Origin of the sequence: Mesorhizobium sp. M0621, from assembly GCF_040320745.1 — a bacterium.
Lineage (GTDB): Bacteria > Pseudomonadota > Alphaproteobacteria > Rhizobiales > Rhizobiaceae > Mesorhizobium.
The window spans coordinates 26685-51262 of the sequence record NZ_JAMYQF010000029.1 but is presented as its reverse complement, the minus strand read 5'-3'; the positions used below and the strand labels follow the sequence as shown (position 1 = coordinate 51262).

19 protein-coding genes are annotated in these 24578 nt (G+C 64.1%); 10 read left to right on the top strand and 9 right to left on the bottom strand.

The window, feature by feature from the left end; all coding sequences use genetic code 11:
• Positions 1–105 precede the first annotated feature (105 nt).
• Both NKI38_RS19930 and NKI38_RS19925 read right to left on the bottom strand, forming a co-directional pair.
• Positions 106–1845 carry a hydantoinase B/oxoprolinase family protein gene (locus NKI38_RS19930; protein WP_352659896.1) on the bottom strand — a complete coding sequence of 580 codons (1740 nt, stop codon included), beginning with the start codon at positions 1843–1845 and terminating at the stop codon, positions 106–108.
• Between the two features lies 1 nt (position 1846).
• On the bottom strand, positions 1847–3931 hold the full coding sequence (locus NKI38_RS19925) for a hydantoinase/oxoprolinase family protein (protein ID WP_352659895.1): 2085 nt from the start codon (positions 3929–3931) through the stop codon (positions 1847–1849).
• Positions 3932–4151: 220 nt separating this feature from the next.
• On the opposite strand from NKI38_RS19925, the gene NKI38_RS19920 reads away from it, so the two are divergent.
• From NKI38_RS19920 to NKI38_RS19900, 5 genes are all read left to right on the top strand, one after another.
• Entirely contained in the window at positions 4152–4979 is an 828-nt protein-coding gene (locus tag NKI38_RS19920) for a ferredoxin--NADP reductase (protein ID WP_352659894.1), read from the top strand.
• Between the two features lie 212 nt (positions 4980–5191).
• Positions 5192–6238 (top strand): deoxyribose-phosphate aldolase, encoded by a 1047-nt coding sequence (deoC, locus tag NKI38_RS19915; RefSeq protein WP_352659893.1) that lies wholly within the window; start codon positions 5192–5194, stop codon positions 6236–6238.
• A gap of 234 nt (positions 6239–6472) precedes the next feature.
• Positions 6473–8845 carry an aldehyde dehydrogenase family protein gene (locus NKI38_RS19910; protein WP_352659892.1) on the top strand — a complete coding sequence of 791 codons (2373 nt, stop codon included), beginning with the start codon at positions 6473–6475 and terminating at the stop codon, positions 8843–8845.
• Positions 8846–9033: 188 nt separating this feature from the next.
• A complete protein-coding gene (locus NKI38_RS19905) occupies positions 9034–9765 on the top strand; it encodes an SDR family oxidoreductase (protein WP_352659891.1) in 732 nt (243 codons plus the stop codon).
• Positions 9766–9913: 148 nt separating this feature from the next.
• Positions 9914–10759 (top strand): fumarylacetoacetate hydrolase family protein, encoded by an 846-nt coding sequence (locus NKI38_RS19900; RefSeq protein WP_352659890.1) that lies wholly within the window; start codon positions 9914–9916, stop codon positions 10757–10759.
• A 149-nt stretch (positions 10760–10908) separates the two neighbouring features.
• On the opposite strand, the gene NKI38_RS19895 is transcribed toward NKI38_RS19900, so the two are convergent.
• The 6 genes from NKI38_RS19895 to NKI38_RS19870 all read right to left on the bottom strand — a co-directional run bounded on the left by NKI38_RS19895 (position 10909) and on the right by NKI38_RS19870 (position 17655).
• Positions 10909–11907 carry an ABC transporter ATP-binding protein gene (locus tag NKI38_RS19895; protein WP_352659889.1) on the bottom strand — a complete coding sequence of 333 codons (999 nt, stop codon included), beginning with the start codon at positions 11905–11907 and terminating at the stop codon, positions 10909–10911.
• Positions 11908–12133: 226 nt separating this feature from the next.
• On the bottom strand, positions 12134–13195 hold the full coding sequence (locus tag NKI38_RS19890; RefSeq protein WP_352659888.1) for a Gfo/Idh/MocA family protein: 1062 nt from the start codon (positions 13193–13195) through the stop codon (positions 12134–12136).
• Positions 13192–14031, bottom strand: a complete 840-nt coding sequence (locus tag NKI38_RS19885) for a carbohydrate ABC transporter permease (RefSeq protein ID WP_352659887.1) — start codon at positions 14029–14031, stop codon at positions 13192–13194. The genes NKI38_RS19890 and NKI38_RS19885 overlap by 4 nt, the downstream gene beginning before the upstream one ends.
• Positions 14032–14259: 228 nt before the next feature.
• On the bottom strand, positions 14260–15189 hold the full coding sequence (locus tag NKI38_RS19880; RefSeq protein ID WP_352659886.1) for a carbohydrate ABC transporter permease: 930 nt from the start codon (positions 15187–15189) through the stop codon (positions 14260–14262).
• Positions 15190–15433: 244 nt separating this feature from the next.
• Entirely contained in the window at positions 15434–16693 is a 1260-nt protein-coding gene (locus NKI38_RS19875; RefSeq protein WP_127382318.1) for an ABC transporter substrate-binding protein, read from the bottom strand.
• 2 nt (positions 16694–16695) lie between these two features.
• Positions 16696–17655, bottom strand: coding sequence for an N-acetylmuramic acid 6-phosphate etherase (locus NKI38_RS19870; protein ID WP_352659885.1), 960 nt, complete (start codon positions 17653–17655; stop codon positions 16696–16698).
• A gap of 198 nt (positions 17656–17853) precedes the next feature.
• Here NKI38_RS19870 and NKI38_RS19865 point away from each other — a divergent pair, with 198 nt between their 5' ends.
• Genes NKI38_RS19865 through NKI38_RS19845 form a run of 5 tightly spaced genes read left to right on the top strand, consistent with a single transcriptional unit; the run spans position 17854 to position 22878 of the window.
• On the top strand, positions 17854–18735 hold the full coding sequence (locus tag NKI38_RS19865) for a glucosamine kinase nucleotide-binding domain-containing protein (protein ID WP_352659884.1): 882 nt from the start codon (positions 17854–17856) through the stop codon (positions 18733–18735).
• Positions 18732–19514 carry a GntR family transcriptional regulator gene (locus NKI38_RS19860; RefSeq protein ID WP_352659883.1) on the top strand — a complete coding sequence of 261 codons (783 nt, stop codon included), beginning with the start codon at positions 18732–18734 and terminating at the stop codon, positions 19512–19514. The genes NKI38_RS19865 and NKI38_RS19860 overlap by 4 nt, the downstream gene beginning before the upstream one ends.
• A gap of 32 nt (positions 19515–19546) precedes the next feature.
• Positions 19547–20581: an SIS domain-containing protein gene (locus NKI38_RS19855; RefSeq protein ID WP_352659915.1), complete on the top strand. Its 1035-nt coding sequence runs from the start codon at positions 19547–19549 to the stop codon at positions 20579–20581.
• The gene (gene nagA, locus NKI38_RS19850) at positions 20578–21756 is read left to right on the top strand and encodes an N-acetylglucosamine-6-phosphate deacetylase (RefSeq protein WP_352659882.1); all 1179 of its coding nucleotides are present in this window, start codon (positions 20578–20580) and stop codon (positions 21754–21756) included. The genes NKI38_RS19855 and nagA overlap by 4 nt, the downstream gene beginning before the upstream one ends.
• 9 nt (positions 21757–21765) lie before the next feature.
• Positions 21766–22878 carry an NAD(P)/FAD-dependent oxidoreductase gene (locus tag NKI38_RS19845; RefSeq protein ID WP_352659881.1) on the top strand — a complete coding sequence of 371 codons (1113 nt, stop codon included), beginning with the start codon at positions 21766–21768 and terminating at the stop codon, positions 22876–22878.
• Between the two features lie 124 nt (positions 22879–23002).
• Here NKI38_RS19845 and NKI38_RS19840 read toward each other — a convergent pair whose 3' ends face one another.
• Positions 23003–24517 (bottom strand): malonate--CoA ligase, encoded by a 1515-nt coding sequence (locus NKI38_RS19840; protein ID WP_352659880.1) that lies wholly within the window; start codon positions 24515–24517, stop codon positions 23003–23005.
• Between the last annotated feature and the right edge of the window lie 61 nt (positions 24518–24578).

Here is a 24578-nt window from a genome sequence, read left to right as displayed (position 1 = left end):
TTTGCCGACGGGAAAAATACGAGCTTTTGCATCGTCAGCAGAGACGGAAACGACATGCCTTGCGCCGATCACGGCGGATCGAACGCCGTTGCAATTGGCGGTGCGTCAGTCGGCGCGATGCTTGTCCGTCGCCGTCCGGTCGACGGCTAACTCCGCTGCCGACAGGACAACGCCGAATTTTTTACTGGCTTCTTCAGCCGTATAGTAACCTAGGGCCACGTCGCGCAGCACCAGATCGGGATCGCGCTCACGCGGATCGCCATAGCCGCCGCCGCCCGGCGTGCCAACGCATACGCGATCGCCGGCCTTGAGCGCGATATCCTGCTCCTTGGAGAGATGTGCCGGCACGTGTTCCTCGCCGTTGCGGAAAACGGTCACGGTGTTGACCGCGCCGTCCTTGCCGCCGAGCGCGCCTTGCGGGCCGAAACGGCCGTGGTCCATGACGAAGGAGGCGCGGGCGTCGCCGCGCAGGATCTCGACCTCATAGGCGAGGCCGAAACCGCCGCGATGCTTGCCAGCGCCGCCCGAACCCTCGCGCAAGGCATAATGGCGGTAGAGCACCGGGAAGGCCTGTTCCATGATCTCGACCGGCGGCGATTTGGAAATGCCGATGGTCGAGCAGCCATTTGTCAGCCCATCATGGCCTGAATTGCCGCCATAGCCGCCGCCGGAGATCTGATACATGACGTAGTCGCGTCCGCGCGCCGGATCGTTGCCGCCAAGCGCGAAATTGCCGCTGGAGCCGGCGGGGGCGGCCGTCACCTTCTCCGGCAACGCCTGCACCATGGCCGCGAATACGGCTTCGGCGATACGCTGTGACACTTCGGCCGCACAGCCCGAGACCGGGCGCGGATATTTGGCGTCGAGGAAGGTGCCTTCCGGGCGCTTGACGATCAGCGGCTCAAACGCGCCAGCGCTGATCGGCACATCCGGGAAAATATGGCGCATGGCCAGATAGACGGACGACAAAGTGGTCGCCAGCACGCTGTTCATCGGTCCGGCGCAGGGTTTTGACGAGCCGGTGAAGTCGAAGGTCAGCGTGTCGCCCTGTTTCTCGACGGCGAGCGCAATGGTCAACGGCTCGTTGATCACCCCATCGGAATCGACAAACGCCTTCGAATGGTAAGTGCCGTCGGGAATGGCTGAGATGTTGGCGCGCATCTGTTCGGCGGCGCGGCGACGCAGTTCGGCAATCGCCTCGACAACAGTTTCGTCACCGTAACGATCGAGGATTCCGTTGAGCCGGTCCTGGCCGATCAGCAGGGCCGCTGCTTGCGCCCGGATGTCGCCGATGCGCTGGTCGGCGACACGGATGTTGGAACAGATGATGGCGTAGATTTCGCGGTCGAGCGCACCCTTCTTGAACAGTTTTACGGGCGGCAGCCGCAGCCCTTCCTGCTCGACAGCCGTGGCGGAAGCCGAGAAGCCGCCCGGCACAGAACCGCCAATGTCGGGCCAGTGGCCGGTGTTGGACAGCCAGCAGAAAATCTTGCCGTCCCGGTAGACCGGCATGGCGAAGCGCACGTCCATCAGATGCGTGCCGCCGAGATAGGGGTCGTTGACGATATAGATGTCTCCCGGCTCGGGGGCCAAGCAGCGGCCGTCGGCAATCATCTCGATCACCGTTTTGGTCGAATACTGCATGACGCCGACGAACACCGGCAAGCCCTGGCTGCCTTGCGCTATCAGTGAGCCATCGACGGCCGAATAGATGCCGTCGGAGCGGTCGTTGGCCTCGGCGATCACAGGCGAGAAGGCGGCGCGCGAAAAGGTCAGGTCCATCTCGTCGCAGACCTGCTGCAGCGCCGCCTGAAGGACCGAAAGCGTGATGGCGTCGAGCTTCATATCAGGCCTCGCCAATGTCGATGATGATGTTGCCGTCGGCGTCACAGCGTGCGCGGTCGCCGGGTTCGAGCACGGTGGTGGCGTCCATCTGTTCGAGGATCGCCGGGCCTTCGATGACCGCGTCAAGCGGCAGCTTTTCACGCGCATACACCGGCGTGTCATGCCAGCGTCCGGCATACCAGACCGGCCGGATCTCGCGCCGCGCCTCATCCAGCGTTTTGGCACGCCCGCCCGGGTCGATCAGGCGGGAAAGGTCGATCGCCGGGCGCACGCCGGTCACCGAGGTGTTGAGGTTGACGAGGTTGGCGCGGATTTCCGGCAATTCGACCTTGAAGCGGGCGAAATATGCCTTTTCGAACAGCTGCTGCAGCGTTGCCCGCGTCACCGATGACGATGGCAGCGGCACGTTGATGATGTGGGTCTGGCCGACGAACTGCATGTCGGCGGAGTGCGTGACGCGGATCGTCTCCGGCTTCACCGCTTCCTTGTCAATCAACTCCTCACCTTCGTTTCGGTGCCGTTCCAATACAGCGTGAAGCTGGCTTTCATCGAGCACCGCGACAGGTTGATTGATCGTGTTGACGAAGTCATGGCGCAGATCGGCGACGACGCAGCCGAGCGCGTTGGTGATGCCGGGACGCGCGGGCACCAGCACCTTGGGCAGGCCGAGTTCGCGCGCCAGGGCGGTGGCATGCAGCGGGCCGGCACCGCCGAAGGCGAACAGCGCGAAGTCGCGCGGGTCGTGGCCGCGCGATACCGAGACCATGCGGATGGCGCCCGCCATCTTCATGTTGCCCAACCGCAGCACCGCGCCAGCTGCCTCGACGCCGGACAGGCCGGTCGCCTTGCCTATCTTGTCCTCGAATATGCCGGTGACACGCTCTGATGTGACCGGGTTGTCGACGGCTAGCAGCTTCTTCGGCGCCAGCCGGCCGAGCACCAGATTGGCGTCGGTGATGGTCGGCTCGAGGCCGCCGCGCCCGTAACAAATCGGGCCGGGATTGGCCCCGGCGCTTTCCGGACCGATCTGGATCAGGCCGGCCGCATCGACGCGGGCGATCGAGCCACCGCCGGCGCCGACCGTGTGCACCGCCACCATCGGCACATGGATCGGCATCGCATATTCGATCTCGATCTCGTTCGAGACAGCCGGCTCGGCATTGCGGATCAGCGCCACATCGGTGGAGGTGCCGCCCATGTCGTAAGTGACGAGGTTTTCGAAGCCGGCGCGCTTGCCCGTATAGGCGGCGGCGATGACGCCCGAGGCCGGACCGGACATGACGGTCTTGGCCGATTCACGTGTGACGAAGCGGGCCGAGATCATGCCGCCATTGCCGTTCATGATCAGGAAGTCGCGGGCATAGCCTTTTGCCCCCAGTTCCTTGCGCAGCCGCTCGACATAGCGCTCGAGGATCGGCTGCACGGAGGCGTTGACCGAGGCGGTGACGCCGCGCTCGAATTCGCGCGCTTCCGACAGCAGCGCATGGCCCGCCGTGATGTAGCCGTTCGACCAGAATTCGGCGGCAATTTGGGCGGCGCGGCGCTCGTGCGTCGGGTTGGCGTAGGAATGCAGAAAATGGATGACGAGGGATTCGCAGCCGGCCGCGATCAGCGTCTGCACGGCGTCGCGCATTTCCGCTTCGTCAAGCGGCGTGCGGATCGCGCCCGACGCTTCGACGCGCTCCGAGACTTCGAGCCTGAGATTGCGCGGAATGATCGGCACGAAGCTGCCGGTCATGCCATAGGCCTGCGGCCGCGTGCGCCGGCCAAGTTCGATCACATCGCGAAAACCGCGCGTGGTGATCATGCCGGTTTTCGCCAGCCGGCGCTCGAGCACCGCATTGGTGGTGGTGGTCGTGCCGTGCACGATGAGGTCGATGCCGTCGATGGCAAATCCGGTGGCGCCGAGTGCCGAAACGACGCCGAAGGCCTGGTTGTCGACCGTGGTCGGAGTCTTGGCCAGATACACCCTGCCACCGTCGCGACCGTCGATCAGGAGCAGGTCGGTGAAGGTGCCGCCGACGTCGATACCGGCAACGACATTTCCCAGGGAATCATGCGCTTGCGCCGAAAAATTCTCTTCCATCGTCGAAACCCGAAATGCGCGGACTACGGATATGCGTCAGTTTGGAAAGCTGTTTTAAGCGAGCATCTTGACGCAAATATCGTTTGTATACTAATAAATTCGGGACACAAGAGCTTGCCGCTTTGGAGTGTGCAAACAGCACGCCGGGACCTGAATGGTTCGGGCGCGCAGGTGAAGGTTTGGCGCCCACGTCCGCAGTTGGGCCAGAAGGTTGGATTTGATGAACACCACATCCGCGCTCAACACCGCCGGTGCCCGCCCGCTGCAGTTCCCGATTCCGGCCAATGTCTATGCCGAAACAGTCGTTTCGGTGAAGCACTACACCGATCGGCTGTTCTCGTTCCGCATCACCCGTCCGCAGTCGCTGCGCTTCCGCTCCGGCGAGTTCGTCATGATCGGCCTGCCCAATGCCGAGAAGCCGGTGTACCGCGCCTATTCGGTGGCAAGCCCGGCCTGGGACGATGAGCTGGAATTCTTCTCGATCAAGGTGCCGGATGGCCCGCTGACCTCGGAGCTGCAGAAGATCCAGGTCGGCGACACGGTCATCATGCGCCAGAAGTCGACCGGCACACTGGTGGTCGACGCGCTGACCCCGGCCAAGCGGCTGTTCATGATCTCGACCGGCACCGGCATCGCGCCCTTCGCCAGCCTGCTGCGCGACCCCGACACCTACGAGAAATTCGAGCAGGTGATCCTGACCCACACATGCCGCGACAATGCGGAACTGACCTACGGCCAGGAACTGGTGGCGGCACTGGAAAGCGACCCGCTGATCGGCGAACTGACCGGCGGCCGCGTCACGCTCTACAATTCGACGACCCAGGAAGAGTCGGCACGCATGGGCCGCATCACCGCGCTGATCGGCTCCGGCAAGTTCTATACCGATCTCGGCATCGAGAAGCTCAATCCGGAAACGGACCGCATCATGATCTGCGGCTCGATGCACATGCTCAAGGATGTCAAGGAGTTGGCCGAAAGCCTCGGCTTCGAAGAAGGCTCGCTGCATCATCCGGCGACGTTCGTCGTCGAGCGCGCCTTCGTCGGCTGAGCCCAGGCGACCGCATCTTGAATCTACATTTTGATCATGCGGTCAAAAATCAGCTGCTCCCGTAGCCTTTTTCAGCTATGACGGCCCAAAGGACTCGTGAAGTATGACTTCGCGGGCTATCTTCGTGCGTGTCGCCCAAAAGTGTCGAGCGGTTTTGGGAAAACGATACGCACCAAGACATAAGCGCACGTCGCTGAATGAAAGGGCAGGAGATGAGCAGCACAATCCGCGAAGCCGATCTTGGCACGAAGGTGACGCCGCTGCCCGCGCGTGCCGCCGCCAATACCCCCGTCCCGCACGACCATCGTATTGCGCGCAACCCAGGCATGAAGCTCGACCTCGGCTTCATGGAATCGGTGCGCAGCGTCAACCGCTCGGCGCTGGAACGCCGTGTCGCCAGCCTGACCAAGCGGCGATCGATCAAGGCCGACAATCAGGCGGCCTGGCTGCTGCGCGCCGTCGCCTGCATGGATCTGACGACGCTGAACTCCAACGACACCGAGGAGCGCGTGCGCCGGCTCTGCGCCAAGGCGATCAACCCGTTCCGCCGCGACATTGTCGAGGGCCTCGGCATTGCGGGTGAAACCATCCGCCCGGCGGCCATCTGCGTCTACCATCCCTTCGTCGCCACCGCCGTCGATGCGGTGCGCGGCACCGGCATTCATGTCGCCGCTGTCTCGACCGCCTTCCCGCATGGCCTTGCGCCGCTGTCGACCCGCCTGCAGGAGATCGACGCCTCGGTCCGCGACGGCGCCGACGAGATCGACGTCGTTATCCCGCGCGGTCTGGTGTTCGGCGCCAAGTGGCGGGAACTTTACAATGAAATCGTCTCGATGCGCGCCGCCTGCGGTGACGCGCATCTGAAGGTCATCCTGGGCACCGGCGACCTCGCCACGCTGCGCAATGTCATGCTGGCCTCGATGGTGGCGATGATGGCGGGTGCCGATTTCATCAAGACCTCGACCGGCAAGGAAAGCGTCAACGCGACGCTGCCCGTCGGGCTCGCCATGGTGCGTGCCATCAGGGCCTATTTCGAGGAGACCGGCTACCTCATCGGCTTCAAGCCGGCCGGCGGCATTTCCACGGCCAAGGCCTCGCTCGACTGGCTGGTTCTGATGAAGGAGGAGCTCGGCCGGCCATGGCTGGAGCCCGAGCTGTTTCGCTTCGGCGCGTCGAGCCTCTTGACCGACATCGAGCGGCAGCTCGAACATCATCTGACCGGTCACTATTCGGCCAATCATCGCCACGCGATGGCATAGGGATCGGGCTAAGGCTTTGAACGTGGAGTTCCTTCGCGCCCCCCTCTGTCCTGCCGGACATCTCCCCCACTTGTGGGGAGATTGGCCGTCATCGACGATTTCGCCAATTGCCGAGGTTGCAGGAGGCGAGCCGACAGGCGCGAAGGCCGATCTCCCCCCTCGTGGGGGAGATGTCCGGCAGGACAGAGGGGGGCGCGAAAGAACGCCTTCCAAGACAATAATCTGGAGCGATCCATGAACATCCTCGACCGCTATCACGCCATGGAGTACGGCCCGGCGCCGGAAGCCCGCAACGAGGCCGATGCCTGGCTTGCCGCGCGCGATTTCGGCAAGGCGCTGTTCATCGACGGCGCCTGGAAAGCAGCGTCCGGCGGCAAGACTTTCGAGACCAGCGAGCCGTCATCCGGCAAGCTGCTGGCGAAAGTGTCCGACGCCAGTGCCGCCGATATCGACGCGGCGGTTGCGGCCGCCGCCAAGGCGCTGCCGAAGTGGTCGGCGTCCTCCGGCTATCAGCGCGCCAAGGTGCTTTATGCCATTGGCCGTGCCATGCAGCGTCATCAGCGCCTTTTCGCGGTGCTGGAGACAATCGACAATGGCAAGCCGATCCGCGAAAGCCGCGACATCGACGTGCCGCTGGCAATCCGCCATTTCATCCATCATGCCGGCTGGGCGCAGGCGCTGGACAGGGATTTCCCCGGCCACAAGGGCGTCGGCGTCGTCGGCCAGATCATCCCGTGGAATTTTCCGCTGCTGATGCTGGCCTGGAAGATCGCGCCTGCACTCGCCGCCGGCTGCACGGTTGTGCTGAAGCCGGCCGAATTCACGCCGCTGACATCAATCCTGTTCGCCGAGATTTGCGAGCGTGCCGGCGTGCCGAAAGGCGTTGTCAACATCGGCCAGGGCGGGCCTGAGGCGGGTGCAGCCATCGTCAACCACCCCGGCATCCAGAAGATCGCCTTCACCGGCTCTTCCGAGGTCGGCAAGATCATCCGCAAGGCAACCGCCGGCTCGGGCAAGAAACTGTCGCTGGAACTCGGCGGCAAATCGGCCTTCGTCGTCTTCGAGGACGCCGATCTCGACAGCGCCGTCGAAGGCCTGGTCGACGGCATCTGGTTCAACCAGGGCCAGGTCTGCTGCGCCGGCTCGCGCCTGCTGGTCCAGGAAGGCATCGCCGATGCCTTGATCGCCAAGGTCAAGACGCGGATGAGTCGGTTGCGCGTCGGCAGCCCGCTGGACAAGAACACCGATATCGGCCCGCTGGTCGACGCCACGCAGCTCGACCGGGTCAAGGGTCTGGTCGCTGAAGGCGCCAGACAAGGCGCCGTCTGCTGGCAGCCGGATGCGGCGCTGCCGTCCTCCGGCTACTATCATCTGCCGACACTGGCCACAGGTGTTTCGCCGGCTAATATCTTGGCGCAGGAGGAAGTCTTCGGCCCGGTTCTGGCGACCATGACCTTCCGCAATACCGAGGAAGCGATCGAGCTGGCCAACAACACGCGCTATGGGCTGGCGGCCTCGGTGTGGAGCGAGAACGTCAACCTCGCTCTGCATGTCGCGCCGCAGTTGAAGGCCGGCGTCGTCTGGGTCAACGGCACCAATATGTTCGATGCCGCCTGTGGTTTTGGTGGCTACCGCGAGAGCGGTTTCGGCCGCGAGGGCGGCCGCGAGGGCATGTTCGAATATCTCGCGGCGAAATTGCCGCTCGGCCCGGTGATCAAGCCGGCGACGCTCTCGGCGCAGCCTGTCGAGCAGGCGGACGGCTCGACCATAGATCGCACGGCAAAACTGTTCATCGGCGGCAAGCAGGTACGACCGGACGGCAATTACTCGCTGGCTGTCGCCACCGCCAAGGGCAAGCTTGCCGGCGAAGTCGGGCTCGGCAGCCGCAAGGACATCCGCGATGCCGTGTCCGCCGCCCGTGCCTGCAAAGGCTGGCCGGAAGCCACCGCGTACAACCGCTCGCAGGTGCTTTATTATCTGGCCGAGAACCTTTCCGGCCGCGCCAGCGAGTTTGCCGCCCGCCTCACCGAGCTGACCGGCGCCAGCGCCAAGGCCGCGCGGGAAGAAGCAGAACAGTCCATAGAGCGGCTGTTCCTCTATGCCGGCCTTGCCGACAAGTTCGAGGGCCGCGTGCACCAGCCGCCGGCGCGCGCTGTCACGTTGGCGCTGCATGAGCCGGTCGGCGTCGTCGGCATCGTCGCGCCTGATACCGCGCCGCTGCTCGGCCTGATCTCGCTGGTCGCACCGGCGCTGGCCATGGGCAACACGGTGGTCGCGGTGCCGTCCGAGCGCTATCCGCTGCTGGCGACCGATCTCTACCAGGTCATCGAATATTCCGACGTTCCTGCCGGCGCCATCAACATCGTCACCGGCCGCAGCGCCGAACTTGCCGGCGTGCTGGCCAAGCACGACGATGTCGACGGGCTGTGGGTGTTCGCCGATGCCGAGACCTGCGCCAAGGCGGAAGCCGAGTCCATCGGCAACCTCAAACGCGTCTGGAGCGGCAATGGCCGCGGCCTCGACTGGATGTCCGACGAGACGGCCGGCGATGCCTTCCTGCGCCGCGCCGTCGAGGTGAAGAATGTGTGGGTGCCCTACGGCGATTGAGCCATGGGGCTGCCGCGATGGTGATCGTGTTCGGGCTTGACGCCCGGATGCATGTTCTTTAACGAGAAAAAACATTTTTATCTGTGGGTTGATGACGCGCAGGCCGCATGATGATGCCTGACTGGCACATGACGCCCCGGCCGGCAGCCGATAGACCCTAACGATGCCAAGCGGACGAGGAGAACAGCATGGCGGATCTGGCAGGCAAGGTCGTTGTCATCACGGCAGCGGCGCAAGGCATCGGCAAGGCGAGCGCGCTGGCCTTCGCCAAGGCAGGCGCCGTGGTCCACGCCACAGATATCAACGAAGCGCTGCTGGCTGAGCTCGCCAAGACCACCGGCATCAAGACCCGCAAGCTGGACGTGCTCAACGACGAGGCCGTCGAGGCGGCCTTTGCCGAGATCGGCATCGTCGACGTCCTGTTCAATTGCGCCGGCTTCGTCCATTCCGGCTCGATCCTGGAGATGAAGGATGCCGATCTCGATTTCGCCTTCAACCTCAATGTCCGCGCCATGATCCGCACCGTGCGGGCAGTGCTGCCCGGCATGCTGGAGCGCGGCGACGGATCGATCATCAACATGTCCTCGGTCGCCGGCGCCGGCAAAGGCGTGCCCAACCGCTTCGCCTATGGTGTCACCAAGGCCGCCGTCATCGGCCTGACCAAGGCGATCGCCGCTGACTATGTCGGCAAGGGCATACGCTGCAACGCCATTTGCCCCGGCACGGTCGAAAGCCCCTCGCTGCAGGACCGCATGCACGCGCAAGGCGATTACGATGCCGCCCGCGCCGCCTTCATCGCCCGCCAGCCGATGGGCCGGCTCGGCACGCCGGAAGAAATCGCCGATCTCGCCGTCTATCTGGCGGGCGCCACCTATACGTCCGGACAGGCCTACAATATCGACGGCGGCTGGTCGATCTAGGGTGCTCTCCCTAGCGGAAAAGCAGGTTGCTTCCGCGCTTGCCCGGCCACCATCCACTGGCTAGGTTCCGCCGACCCTGGAACCACGTCGTCGCGGCGACGGAGCGAATTGTAATCGGCCGATGGCCGCAATCAGGAGAAGGATTTAGATGAAACTGCTGCGCTATGGCGAGGTGGGAAGCGAGCGCCCAGGTCTGCTCGATACGAATGGCACCATTCGCGATCTCTCCGCTCATGTCGCCGACATCAGTGGCAAGGCGCTGGACCCGGCATTGCTGGCTGATCTGGCGAAGCTCGATCCGAAGTCGCTGCCGGCGGTTTCCGGCAGCCCGCGCCTCGGCGCCTGCGTCGCCGGCACGGGGAAGTTCATTTGCATCGGCCTCAACTATTCCGACCACGCCGCCGAAACCGGCGCCACCGTGCCGCCGGAACCGATCATCTTCATGAAGGCAAGCTCGGCCATTGTCGGGCCTGATGACGATGTGCTGATCCCGCGCGGCTCAGACAAGACCGATTGGGAAGTCGAACTGGCCGTGGTCATCGGCAGAAAAGCCAAATATGTCAGCGAAGCCGACGCCCTGGACTATGTTGCCGGCTATAGCGTTGCTCACGATGTGTCGGAACGCGCCTTCCAGGCCGAGCGGCAGGGCCAGTGGACCAAGGGAAAGTCCTGCGACACCTTCGGCCCGACCGGCCCATGGCTGGTAACCAAGGACGAGATCGCCGACCCGCAGAACTTGAAGATGTGGCTGACGGTCAACGGCAAGACGATGCAGAACGGCTCGACCAGGACTATGGTCTACGGCGTCAAGTATCTGGTGTCCTATCTCAGCCAATTCATGTCGCTGCACCCCGGCGACATCATCTCGACCGGCACGCCGCCCGGCGTTGGCCTCGGCATGAAGCCGCCGGTGTTCCTCAAGGCTGGTGATGTTGTGGAGCTCGGCATCGAAGGGCTCGGCCAGCAGAAGCAGACGTTCAAGGCGGACGTGTAGAGGTTGCGCTGCCCCCCCATCCGGCCGCTTCGCGGCCACCTTCTCCCCGCTGGGGAGAAGAGGTGAGCGTCGGCGCTGACAATCTCCTCTCCCCTCGGGGAGAGGTCAGCCGAGCGAAGCGGAGGCTGGGTGAGGGGGCTGCGTCCCGCCTACTTCAGCACCTTCCCATCCGCCCCAAACCGATAGGTCTTCGCAGGATCCGGCGTCGCATACAGCGTGGCGCCTGGCTCGGCGTCATAGACACCGAAAATCCGCACGGTGATCAGCCCGGCCTTCTCGCAATCGAGGTAGAGATTGGTGTCGGCTCCGAGATGCTCGGCATGGACGACCGTTCCCTTCCATGCGCCCGCCTTCGGATCGACGGTCAGGTGTTCCGGGCGCACGCCAATGGTTTTGGCGGTTTCTCCGAGCCTCGCGCCGTCGACGAAGTTCATCTTCGGCGAGCCGATGAAGCCGGCGACGAACTCATTTGCCGGCGAATTGTAGAGCTCCATCGGGCCGCCGATCTGCTCGATGCGACCGGCGTTGAGCACGACGATCTTGTCGGCCAGCGTCATCGCCTCGACCTGGTCGTGGGTGACGTAGATCATCGTCGCCTTCAACCGGCGGTGCAACTGCGCGATCTCCAGCCGCGTGTTGACGCGCAGCGCGGCATCGAGGTTAGACAGAGGCTCGTCGAACAGGAACAGCTTCGGCTCGCGCACCACGGCGCGACCGATGGCGACGCGCTGGCGCTGACCACCGGAGAGTTCCGCCGGCCGCCTCTCGAGATAGGGCTCCAGCGACAGCATCGACGAGGCGATGCCGATACGGCGATCGATCTCGGCCGCCGGCGTCCCGGCCTGCTTGAGGCCGAGGCCCATATTGTTCTTCACCGTCAGATGCGGGTAGAGCGCATAGGTCTGGAACACCATGGCAATGCCGCGCTTGGCCGGCGGCGTGACGGAGACATCCGCGCCGTCGATGACCACGCGGCCGGAGGTCGAATCCTCCAGTCCGGCGATGACCCTGAGCAAGGTCGACTTGCCGCAGCCGGACGGGCCGACGAAGACGACGAATTCGCCGTCGTTCACCTCAAGGTTGATGCCCTTCAGCACCTCGACCGGCCCGAAAGCCTTCTTCACATTCTCGATGTTCAGCGAGCCCACGGCGATCCTCCAAATTGGAATGTGGGCGCGAATGCACCCCCCTCTGTCCTGCCGGACATCTCCCCCTCAAGGGGGGAGATTGGCAGCTTCAAGGTCTCGCGCCGCTTTGCAACGCTGATAGTTAGCGAAGGCAGTGCCGACATCTGATCTCCCCCCTTGAGGGGGAGATGGCCGGCAGGCCAGAGGGGGGCGCCATAGAGCGCAACCCCTGACGACAATTCTGCGGTCACAATCGCACCGCCTTTCCACTGCGCACGCTCTCGTCAGCGGCGAGGCAGACGGCGAGCGACTTGACCGCGTCGTCCATGTGTTTGGTGAGATCCAGATCCTCGCGGATCGCCTTCAGCACGAAGGCCTGTTCGAGGTCGCAGAGGTCCTGGTGGCCGGGCTCCCCTTCCATCGACAGCATTTCGTCCGGCCTGGCGAATTTGCCGTCCGGTCCGGTCGCGGCGCTGTGCAGGCGGATGGTCGATGTCTTGGTGTGGGTGTCGATATCATCCGACTTCACACCTTCCTTCATCACGATCGACACGCAGCCATTGGGAGAGATGACGTCCTTCACGAAGAAGGCCGTTTCCGAAATCATCGGACCCCAACCGGCCTCGTACCAGCCGACCGAGCCATCATCGAACAGCACCTGCAAATGGCCGTAATTGTACATGGAGGGCGCGACCTCCTCGGTCAGCCGCACGCCCATGCCGCGCACCTCGACCGGCCTCGCATCGGTGATCTGCAGCATGACGTCCAGATAATGCACGCCGCAGTCGACGATCGGCGAGGTCGTCTGCATCAACTGCTTGTGCGTCTCCCAGGTATGGCCTGAGGATTGCTGGTTGAGGTTCATGCGGAAGACGTAGGGGCCGCCGAGCTTGCGTGCCTCGGTGATCAGCCTGATCCAGGACGGATGGTGGCGCAGGATGTAGCCGATCACCAGTTTTTTGCCATTGGCCTTGGCCGCCGCCACGACGCGCTTTGCATCGGCGACCGTCGTTGCCAGCGGCTTTTCGACGAAGACATGGCAGCCGGCCTCGAACGCCTTCACAGCATAGTCGGCATGGCTGTCGGAATAAGTGGCGATGCAGGCGACATCGGGCTTTTCGTCGCGCAGGGCGTCATCGAAGGAACGCCTGATGCCGTAGCCCGAAAGCCCTTCCGGCAGCGGCACATCGGAACGGTTGATGAGTGCTGCGATCTGGAAACCCGGATTAGTGTGATAGGCCAGCGCATGGCTGCGGCCCATATTGCCGAGGCCAGCGACAACAACGCGCAGGGGTGTTTCAGAACTCACTTGACGGCTCCAGAGGTGATGCCGCGGATCAGCTGCCGCGAGAAGATGACGTAGAGGATCAGCACCGGCATGATCGCCAGCGACAGTGCAGCCAGGATGGCATTCCAGTTTGTGACGAACTGACCGAGGAACAGCTGGGCGCCGAGCGTCACCGTCTTGGTTTCTTCCGACGGCGCCAGGATCAGCGGGAACCACAGATCGTTCCAGATCGGGATCATGGTGAAGACGGCGACAGTCGCCATCGATGGCCTGACCAGCGGCAGCACCAGGCGGAAGAAGATGGTGTATTCGGACAGGCCGTCGATGCGGCCGGCATTCTTCAGATCGTCGGACACCTGCTTCATGAATTCCGACAGGATGAAGACGGCGAGCGGCAGGCCTTGCGCGGTGTAGACCAGGATCAGCGCCGTCAGCGTGTTGACCAGCCCGCTTGCCACCATCAATTGCAGGATGGCGACGGTGCCGAGGCGGATCGGGATCATGATGCCGAGCGCCAGATAGAGTCCCATCAGCGAGTTGCCGCGAAAGCGATATTCCGACAGAGCGAACGCCGCCATGGCGCCGAACAGCAGCACGAAGAACAGCGACGCGACGGTGACGACGAGGCTGTTCTGGAAATAGTGGATGAAGTCGCCCTGGCCGATCACGGTCGTGTAGCCGATCAGGTCGAATGTCCCGGGCGTCGGCGGCGTCAGCGGCGCGCCGAAGATGCCAGCGCGGGATTTGAACGAATTCATGATGACCAGGATCACCGGAAACAGCGCGATCACCGTGTAGGTCAGCAGGATCGCGTGGGCGCCGATGGTGCGGGGCATGGAACGGGTGGCGGTGCTCATTGGAGCGTCTCCTGATGAGCTGCATTTCCAGGGAACGGCGCCAAGGCACCCCCCTCTGTCCTGCCGGACATCTCCCCCTCAAGGGGGGAGATCGGCAGCGTCAATGTCGCCACCTGTCCTGCTGCGCTGAAAGTTGGCGAAACCGGTGATGACATCCAATCTCCCCCCTTGAGGGGGAGATGGCCGGCAGGCCAGAGGGGGGTGTTCAAGCTCGGCATGACGCTCCCCTCAGAACTGGTAGCGACGCAGGCGCGTCTGCACGAGGAAGAGATAGACGCAGACGCCGCCGAGGATGATCAGGAACATCATCGTGGCGATCGCCGCGCCCATATTGGGATCACCGACCTGCAGTTGGAAACCGAAGAAGGCGCGATAGAGGAAGGTGCCGAGAATGTCGGTCGAATAGTTCGGCCCGGCGAGCGCCCCTTGCGCGGTGTAGATCAGGTCGAAGGCGTTGAAATTGCCGACGAAGGTGAGGATCGAAATGATGCCGATCGACGGCAGGATCAGCGGCAGCTTGATCTTCCAGAATTGCGACAGGCCGGTGATGCCGTCACATTCGGCGGCTTCGATCACCTCTTCGGGGATCGACAGCAGGGCGGCGTAGATCAGCATCATAGGGATGCCGACGAACTGCCAGACCGAGATCAGGCTGAGCGCGGTCAGCGCATATTGCTCCTTGCCCAGCCAAGGCGTGAACAGGCTTTTCAGGCCGACAAGGTCCATCAGATGTGGCGCCACGCCCCATAGCGGAGACAGGATCAACTTCCAGGCGAAGCCGACGATAACGAAGGACAGAATGGTCGGCACGAAGATCGCCGTGCGGTAGAAGGCCGCGAATCTCAGTCTCGGGCTGGACAGCATGGCGGCCAGCATGACGCCGATCGGGTTCTGCACGAGCATGTGGATGATGAAGAACCAGGTATTGTTCCTGAGCGCGTTCCAGAAACCTACCGACCAGTTGGGATCGCCAAACAGGGTGCGGAAGTTTTGCAGCCCGACGAAGACCTGGTGCTGCTCGATGTTGCGAAACAGCGACAGCTGCAGCGTACCGGCGAGCGGCAGGATCATGATCGCCGTGTAGACGAGCACCGCCGGCGCCAGGAAGATGCCGATGTGCCAGCGGAACGGTCTTTTCGGTCGTGTTTCTGCGGCCATGAGTTCGGTCCCCGCCGATCAGGTTGGCAAATGCCGCCAAAGGCGCGGCGCCTCCCTCCCCCTTTGAGGGGAGGGTGCCTCGCGAAGCGAGGCGGGTGGGGTCGGTCAAGGCAGTGCGCCATCGACATTTGACCGTGCTTTCCAGCAGCGATCAGGTCGCAGCCTGCCTCTACCGACCCCCTCTGTCGCCTTTGGCGACATCTCCCCCCTCGAGGGGGAGATAAGCAGCGCTCAGCCTGAGCTCTTACTTCGCCGGCTTGTACCAGCTGTCGAGACCGGTCTGCAGCTTCTTGGCGGCAGCTTCCGGCGTATCGGTGCCGTTGATGACGTTGGCCGATTCAACCCACGTCTCATTCTCGAGGTTCGGCGTGCCGCGCGACAGGATCTGGTAGGTCGAGCGGATCGTCGACTTGCACTTGCCGCGCCAGGAGACGAATTCCTGCGCCAGCGGGTCTTCCATCTTCACCGGCGCGGAGTTCAGGCTGAAGAAGCCCGGCAGCGCGTTGGCATAGATGGTGGCGAAATCCGGCGAGGCGACCCAGGACAGGAAGGTCTTGGCCGCATCGGCGTTCTTCGAAGCCGCATTCAGGCCCATGCCGATATCGGTATGGTCGGAGATGTAGCAGGTGTCGCCGGCCTTCTCGACCGGCGGCGGGAAGGCGCCCATCTTGAACTGGGCCTGGGTGTTGAACAGGCCGATTTCCCACGAGCCGGCCGGGTAGATGGCGGCGCGGCCAAGCGTGAACAGGTTCTGGCTGTCCGGATAGGTCTGCGCCTCGAAACCGTCACCCAGATAAGGCTTCCACTTGGCCAGTTCCTCATACGGCGCGACCCAGTCCTTGTCGGTCAGCTTCTGATCGCCCTTGATCAGCGCTGCGCGGCCGTCCTCGCCCTTCCAGTAGTTCGGGCCGATGTTCTGGTAGCCCATGGTCGCGGCTTCCCAGAGATCCTTGGTGCCCATCGCCATCGGGATGTAAGTGCCGTCGGCCTTGATCTTGTCGAGCGCGGCGAAGAACTCGTCGCGGGTCTCCGGCACCTTGATGCCGAGCTTGTCGAAGGCGTCCTTGTTGTAGATGAAGCCGTGGATGACCGAGGCCATCGGCACGCAGAAGCTCGCCTTGCCATCGTCGGTCTGCCAGGCGGACTTGGCCACCGGCGAGAAGTTCTCCATGCCGGGCAATGCCGACAGGTCGGCAAGGTTGCCCTTCTTGAACAGTTCAAGCGACTTGTCGAACGGGCGGCAGGTGATCAGGTCGCCCGCCGAGCCGGCGGCGAGCTTGGCGCCGAGTGCGGCGTCATACTCGGTCGGAGCCGACGGTGCGAACACCACCTTGATGCCCGGGTTCTTGGCTTCGAAAGCCGGGATCAGCTTGTCCTTCCAGATGGCAAGGTCGTCGCCGCGCCAGCTTTCGATGTTGAGCGTTACGTCGTCGGCATAAGCCACCCCGGCCGAGCCGAGAATGCTGGTGCCCAAAAGCAGTGCCGTCAGTAGTTTCGTTGTCATGCTCAGTCTCCCTGTTGACCTTTTTCAGGTTCGGTTTTGATGAGAACAGAGGCAGTGCGCCCCTTGCTCCCCTCTATAGCGGAAAGGGCCGGCCGCAGCTTCTGGCCGGCCTCTTCCAGTATCTTCCGCGCCGCATCGGCGCTGTCGGCGCCGGCGGCGAGCAGAATGGCGGTCTTGACCGCGCCGCCGCTCTTCTCGAGCAGACGGGCCGCTTCGTCCGTGCCGCGCCCGCTGACGGCGGCGACGATGCGTGCTGCGCGGTCGCGCAGCTTGATGTTGTCGGCCATCAAATTGACCATGTAGCCGTCATGGACATGGCCGAGATGGACCGCGGTCAGCGTCGACAGCATGTTGAGCGCCATCTTCTGGGCGGTGCCGGCGCCCATGCGCGTCGAACCAGCGATCAGCTCCGGCGGTGTTTCGAGCAGGATGGCGGTTTGCGCCTGCCGCAGCAGAGCCGAGTTCCGGTTGTTGGCAATGCCGATGGTGGCAGCCCCACGGCGAGCGGCTTCCTCGATGGCCCGCACCGCATAGGGGGTCGTGCCGCTGGCGGAAATGGCGATCAGGCAGTCGCCCTTGCTGAGGCCGGCGTTGGCGACCGCTGCTGCGGCCTCCTCGGTATCGTCTTCCGGCCCGCCGGCCAGCGTGCGGAAGGCCTCGTCGCCGCCGGCGATCAGGATGGCGATGCGGTCGCGATGTATGCCGAAGGTGCCGGGTAACTCCAGCGCGTCGGCGAGCGCCATCAGACCCGAGCTGCCGGCTGCCGCATAAGCAAGCTTGCCGCCGCTCTTCAACCTGCCCGCGATGATTTCAGCCGCCCTGGCGATGGACGGAATGGCGTGACGTACCACCTTTGCCGCTTCGATCTGCGCGTCGGCCAAATAGGAAAGGATGGCGTCCGGGGCCTGGATATCCAGCCCCTCGGCATTCTGGTGAAGCGCTTCCGTGCGCGTTTCGGCCATCCCGGTTCCTCCAATACCAGAACAATACCAAAAAAATACCACTTGTCCACACGCATTAACGAACTCGCCGACCGGAAATCGCTGAGCCAACGAAATACGTAAGTTTTTCAATAAAATACGGCTTAATCTTTTTGAAACAGAAATTAATCCTTGGCTATTGGTATTTTATTGGTATTATCCGCCCGGAGGAGAAATCGCGTGAATTTCGTGCTCGGAATCGATGGCGGCGGCACCAGCTGCCGGGCAGCCCTGGCGACGGTGGACGGCACTGTTGTTGGCCGCGCCAAAAGCGGCGCCGCCAACATCCGCACCGACCTGACCGGTGCCCGGTCGAACATCGTCGAGGCCGCGAAGCAGGCGTTCCTCGCCGCCGCGCAGGATCCGGAGCTGATCCCGCAGACGCCGGCCATTCTCGGCCTTGCCGGCGCCAATGTCGGCACCTACCGACAGCAGCTCGAAGCGATCCTGCCGTTCAGCATCAGCCGCGTCGAGACCGATGCCGAGATCGCGCTGGAAGGCGCTGTCGGCTCCGGTGACGGCGCCATGGCGATCCTCGGCACGGGCACCGCTTACATGGCGCGCAAGAACGGCAAATCGCGCGCCATCGGCGGCTGGGGCTTTCAGGTCGGCGACCAGGGCAGCGGCGCCCGCATCGGCCGCGACCTGCTGGAGCAGACGCTGCTTGCCTATGACGGCGTTCGCGAAGGTTCGCCGCTGACGCAGAGCATGCTGGCGGTTTTCCGCAACAATCCGGAAGACGTGGTCGAATTCACCACCAATGCCAAGCCCGGCGATTTCGGCGGCTTCGCGCCCAAGGTGTTCGAGCACGCCGAGAAGGGCGACAGCGTCGCCAACTGGATCCTCGACAGGGTGGTCGCAGATGTCGAAGCCTCGCTCGGCGCGCTCGACCTTGCGGACGACGCGCCGCTCTGCCTGCTCGGCGGGCTGGCGCCGCTCTATGCGCCGCGCCTGTCGGCCCGCTACCGGGCGCTGCTGAAGCCGCCGCTCGACGACGCGCTGGGCGGCGCGGTGCAGATGGCGGTCCGCCTTTTCGCTGGACACGCGGGGGCGGCCCGATGAGCGAGGCCGCCGACCAGATCTTCGCCATGCTGAAACATCAGGCGCAAAGCGGCGCGCCGCTCTACCTGCAGCTTCGCAAGAGCATCGAGGATGCCGTCAATCGCGGCCTGATCGGGCCGGGCGACGCGCTGCCCTCCGAGCGCGACATCGCCACCAAGGCCGACATTTCGCGCGTCACCGTGCGCAAGGCGGTGCAGGACCTGGTCAAGGGCGGCATTCTGGTGCAGCGCCACGGCTCCGGCACCTTTGTGGCGCCGCGCATGGAGCGCGTCGAACAGTCGCTGTCGCGGCTGACCTCATTTACGGAGGACATGGCGCGGCGCGGCATGGCGGTGCGTTCGGCGTGGCTCGACCGCGGCCTTTATGCGCCCTCGCCCGACGAAATGATGGTGCTCGGCCTGTCGTCGAGCGAACTGGTGGCGCGGGTGGCGCGCCTGCGCATTGCCAATGACACGCCACTGGCCATCGAACGCGCCTCGCTGTCGGCGAGAGTATTGCCCGACCCGGCTGATATAGGTTCCTCGCTCTATGCTGCGCTTGAGTTGACCGGCAACCGGCCCGTGCGGGCGGTGCAGCGCATTTCCGCCGCCAATCTCGGTGACAGCGACGCACGCCTGCTCGAAGTGCCGCCGGGGATCGCCGGCCTGCACATCGAACGCATTTCCTATCTGGCCAGCGGCAAGGTGATCGAATTCACCCGCTCTATATACCGGGGCGACGCCTATGATTTCGTCGCCGAACTGCGGCTGACAGGGCCGAGCGAAGAGGGCCGACCATGAGTAAAGAGCCGACCAAGTCGACAGAGCCGACCATGTCGGCAGGAATGACCCATATGCGGCGCGAGATCGAGGAGATCCCGCAAGCCGTCGCCCGCCTGCTCGACGGCTCAGGCACCGTGCTGACCGAGGCCGGGCGCGGCATCAAGGAACGCGATCCGCAGTTTGTCGTTACCGTGGCGCGCGGCTCGTCCGACCATGCCGCCACCTTCATGAAGTATGCCGTCGAGCTGACCGCGGGCCTCGCCGTCGCATCGGTCGGACCGTCCATCGCCTCGATCTATGGCCGCAAGCTCAGGCTTGCCGGCTCGGCCTGCCTGGCGATCTCGCAGTCGGGCAAGAGCCCCGATATCGTCGCCATGGCCGAAACCGCGCGGGCCGGTGGCGCGCTGACCATCGCCATCACCAACACCGCCGATTCGCCGCTGGCGCGCGCCTCGGACTATGCCATCGATATCCTGGCCGGCCCCGAGCGCAGCGTGGCGGCGACCAAGACCTTCATCAACTCCGCCATTGCCGGTCTCGCTTTGATGGCGCATGCCACCGGCGACGACGCGCTGTTGGCGGCACTGGCCCGCTTGCCGGAGCATTTCCGCAAGGCGATCGCCTGCGACTGGATGGGCCTACTGGCCGAAACGATCGAGAAGCAGAAATCGCTGTTCATCCTCGGCCGCGGTCCGTCGGCGGCGATGGCCAACGAGGCGGCGCTGAAATTCAAGGAGACCTGCGGCATGCATGCGGAGGCCTATAGCGCCGCCGAAGTCATGCATGGCCCGCTGGCATTGATCGGCCCCGATTTTCCGGTGCTGGCGCTGGCCGCGCGTGACGCGTCCGAACCATCCATCGCTGAGGCCGCCGACAGCCTGGCGGCCAAGGGCGCGCCGGTGTTCGTCACCTCGGCACTTGCGCAGCGTGCCGTGCGCCTGCCGCATGTCGCCACCGGCCATCCGCTGACCGATCCGCTGACGCTGATCGTCTCCTTCTACATGTTCGTCGAGGCCTTTGCCCGCCATCGCGGCCTCGATCCGGACACGCCGCGCAATCTTCGCAAGGTGACGGAGACGCTATGAGCGATCGCTTTGCCCTGACCGGCGCCCGGATTTTCGACGGCGACGACTGGCACGAAGGCGCGGCACTTGTCGTGCGCGACGGCCTCGTTGAGGCTATTTTGCCCACGAGCGCCGTCCCCTCGGATATCCGCATCGTCAAGACCGGCGGCGGCGTGCTGGCGCCGGGCTTCGTCGACCTCCAGGTCAATGGCGGCGGTGGCGTCATGCTCAACGACCATCCCGATGTCGCTTCGCTCGAAACCATCTGCGAGGCACATGCGCCCTTCGGCACGACGGCGCTGCTGCCGACGCTGATCACTGATACGCCCGACATCACTGCCGCCGCTATCGCCGCCGGCGAAGCAGCGGCGCTGCGGAAAGTGCCTGGGTTTCTCGGCCTGCATCTCGAAGGCCCGCATCTGTCGATCGCCCGCAAGGGTGCGCATGATCCGGCGCTGATCCGGCCGATGACGGACGCCGACCAGGCGATGCTGATCGCGGCGCGGCAAAAACTGCCGGTGCTGCTCACCACCATAGCCCCGGAATCCGTCGACCCGGCGCGGGTCTCGGCGCTCGCCAAGGCCGGAATCATCGTCAGTCTTGGCCATTCCGACACCGGCTACCACAAGGCCAGCAGCTTTGCCGCGGCCGGCGCCTCGATGGTCACCCATCTGTTCAACGCAATGAGCCAGATCGGCAACCGCGAGCCCGGGCTGGCCGGCGCGGCCATCGATATCGGCGTGCTGTCCGCCGGGCTCATCGCCGACGGCATCCATGTCGATCCCGCCACCATCAAGATCGCGCTGCGCGCCAAGCAAGGTCCCGGCAAGATCGTGCTGGTCAGCGACGCCATGGCGACAATCGGCACCGACATGACCTCGTTCACGCTGAACGGCCGTACCATCTACCGCAGGGATGGCAGCCTGCGGCTCGCCGACGGGACATTGGCAGGCGCCGATCTCGACATGATCTCGGCCGTTCGCTACGTCCACCGGGTTGTCGGGCTGGACCTGTCGGAAACCTTGCGCATGGCCTCGCTCTATCCGGCGCAGGCGATCGGCCAGTCGCACCGGCTCGGGCGTTTCGCCAACGGCACCGCGGCGGATATCGTTTCGCTGTCTGACAATCTCGACATGAAGGGGGTCTGGATCGGTGGCGACAAGGTTTTTGCAGCCGGCTCCGACACCGCTCGGTAATATCAGGACATGCATGATTTCGATTGTGTCATCGCGGGAGCCGGTGTCGTCGGGCTCGCCATTGCCAGGGCGGTCGCTTTGTCGGGACGCGAGGTGCTGGTGGTCGAGAAGGCCAGCACGATCGGCACGGTCACCAGTTCGCGCAATTCCGAGGTCATTCATGCCGGTATCCACTATGCGCCGGGCAGCCTGAAGGCCCGGCTGTGCGCCGAAGGCCGTGAGCGGCTCTACGCCTATTGCCGCGAGCACAACGTCGCCCATGAACGTACCGGCAAGCTGATCGTCGCCGTCGAACCGGATCAGTTGGACAGGCTGAGCGCGATCAGGGCCAATGCGCGGAGCTGCGGGGTTGGCGATCTCGATCTGCTTACACAGGCAGAAGCCGAAAGCCTCGAACCCGCGCTGAGGTGCGCCGGCGCGTTGCTGTCGCCGTCGACCGGCATAATCGACAGCCAGGCGCTGATGCTGTCGCTGCGCGGCGACGCGGAGGCCGCCGGCGCATCATTTGTCTTCCTCACCGACGTTGACGGAGCGGCCATCGAAACCGATGGGATTCGGATCGACACGCGCGATGCCAAGGGCGAGATCTTCACGTTGAAAGCCGGCGCCTTCGTCAATGCGGCAGGTCTCGATGCACAAGCACTGGCCAATCGGATTGAGGGGTTTCCACAAGATCTCGTTCCACCGCTCTGGCTGGCGCGAGGCACTTATTTTTCGCTCTCGGGACAGTCACCCTTCTCGCGGCTGATCTATCCGGTGCCGGTCAATGGCGGCCTCGGCGTGCATCTGACCCTCGACCTTGCCGGCAGCGCGCGCTTTGGTCCGGATGTAGAGTGGATCGACAACCTCGACTACACGGTCGATCCCCGCCGAGGCGCTGTCTTCTACGAGGCGATCCGGCACTACTGGCCCGAGCTTGCGGATGGCGCCCTGCAGCCGGCCTATGCCGGCATCAGGCCGAAACTATCCGGGCCGGGCCAGCCGGCGGCCGACTTCACCATCCAGGGTCCGGCCGACCATGGCGCCGGCCGCATCGTCAATTTGTTCGGCATCGAAAGCCCCGGCCTGACGGCCAGCCTGGCAATCGCCGAGCATGTTTCCGAGCTGTTGTACCCGGGCTGACCCGAATGCCCACGCGGCTCTCGATTCCAGAGCGATCCATCGTTTCACGGACCGCCCACCGCTCTATCACTTTGTTTCCGCGCTTTTCCCGGGAAAACTGTTTCATACTTTTCCTGGAATTGCGTTAGGAGGCATAAAGGTTCTTGTAGGTGTCGCGCAGCAGGTTCTTCTGCACCTTGCCCATGGTGTTGCGCGGCAGCTCGTCGACGAAGATCACCCGCTTCGGGTGCTTGTATTTCGCCACGCGTCCGGCGATGGCGCCGAGAATTTCGGCCCCGGTGATCTGCGATGTCGGCGACCGCACGACGACAGCAGTAACGCCTTCGCCGAAATCCGGGTGGGCAACGCCGATGACGGCGCTTTCGCTAACCCCGTCAAGCGCGTCGATCTCGCTTTCGAGTTCCTTCGGATAGATGTTGTAGCCGCCCGAAATGATCAGGTCCTTGCCGCGCCCGACGATGTGGACGTAGCCGTCGGCGTCGATGATGCCGAGATCGCCAGTGATGAAGAAACCGTCGGCGCGGAATTCTGCCTTGGTCTTTTCCGGCATGCGCCAATAGCCGCCGAAGACGTTTGGACCCTTCACCTCGATCATGCCGACCTCGCTTTGGGCGAGTGCTACGCCGCTATCGGGATCGGCGATGCGAAGGGCGACGCCGGGCAAGGGGAAACCGACCGTACCAGCGCGCCGCTCGCCCTCATAGGGGTTCGAGGTGTTCATGTTGGTCTCGGTCATTCCGTAGCGTTCCAGGATCGCGTGGCCGGTGCGCTCGCGCCAGGCCTTGTGCGTCTCGGCCAGCAGCGGCGCCGAACCGGAAATGAACACGCGGATGTTTCTCGCCGCCTCACGGTCCAGTCCATCCTGCTGCAGCAGGCGCACGTAGAAGGTCGGCACGCCCATCAGGGCCGTGGCGCGCGGCAAAAGCGAGACGATGCGGGCCGGATCGAACTTCTGCTCGAACAGCATCGAGGCGCCGGCCATCAGGATGACGTTGGTGGCGACGAAAAGGCCGTGTGTATGGAAGATCGGCAGCGCGTGGATCAGCACGTCGTCGCCGGTGAAGCGCCAGTGCTCGACCAGCACGCGCGCGTTGGAAGCAAGGTTCTCGTGGCTGAGCATGGCGCCTTTCGAGCGGCCGGTGGTTCCTGACGTGTAGAGGATCGCCGCGAGGTCATCCGGCCCGCGCGCCACGTCATGGAAATCCGTTGGCAGCCGAGAGGCCTGATCGGTCAGCGATCCCTGGCCATTGCGCCCGAGCGTGACGGCGGCAGCGCCTGTTTTTTCCGCCAGCGCGCCGATGTCGGCCGCCCTTGCCGGATCGCAGACGACCAGCCGTGGTTCGGCATCGCCGAAGAAATACGCCAGCTCGGTCAGTGTGTAGGCGGTGTTGAGCGGTAGGAAGACGGCGCCGGCACGCAGGCAGGCGAGATAGAGCAGGACCGCTTCCGGGCTCTTCTCGACCTGAACGGCGACCCGGTCGCCGGGTTCGATATCCAGTTGCAAAAGAGCATGCGCGAGCTGTGTCGAGCGCTCCAGCATATCGCCATAGGTGAGCGAACGGCCGTCATCGGTTTCCATAAGCAGGCGCCCAGGCGCCGGCATCCGGGACCGGAACGCATCGAACAGATGATTGCTCATGAAGGCTTCCCTGGGATGGCGGAACGGCTGGCCTGGCGCATGCGCCTGGAGCGGCATGCCT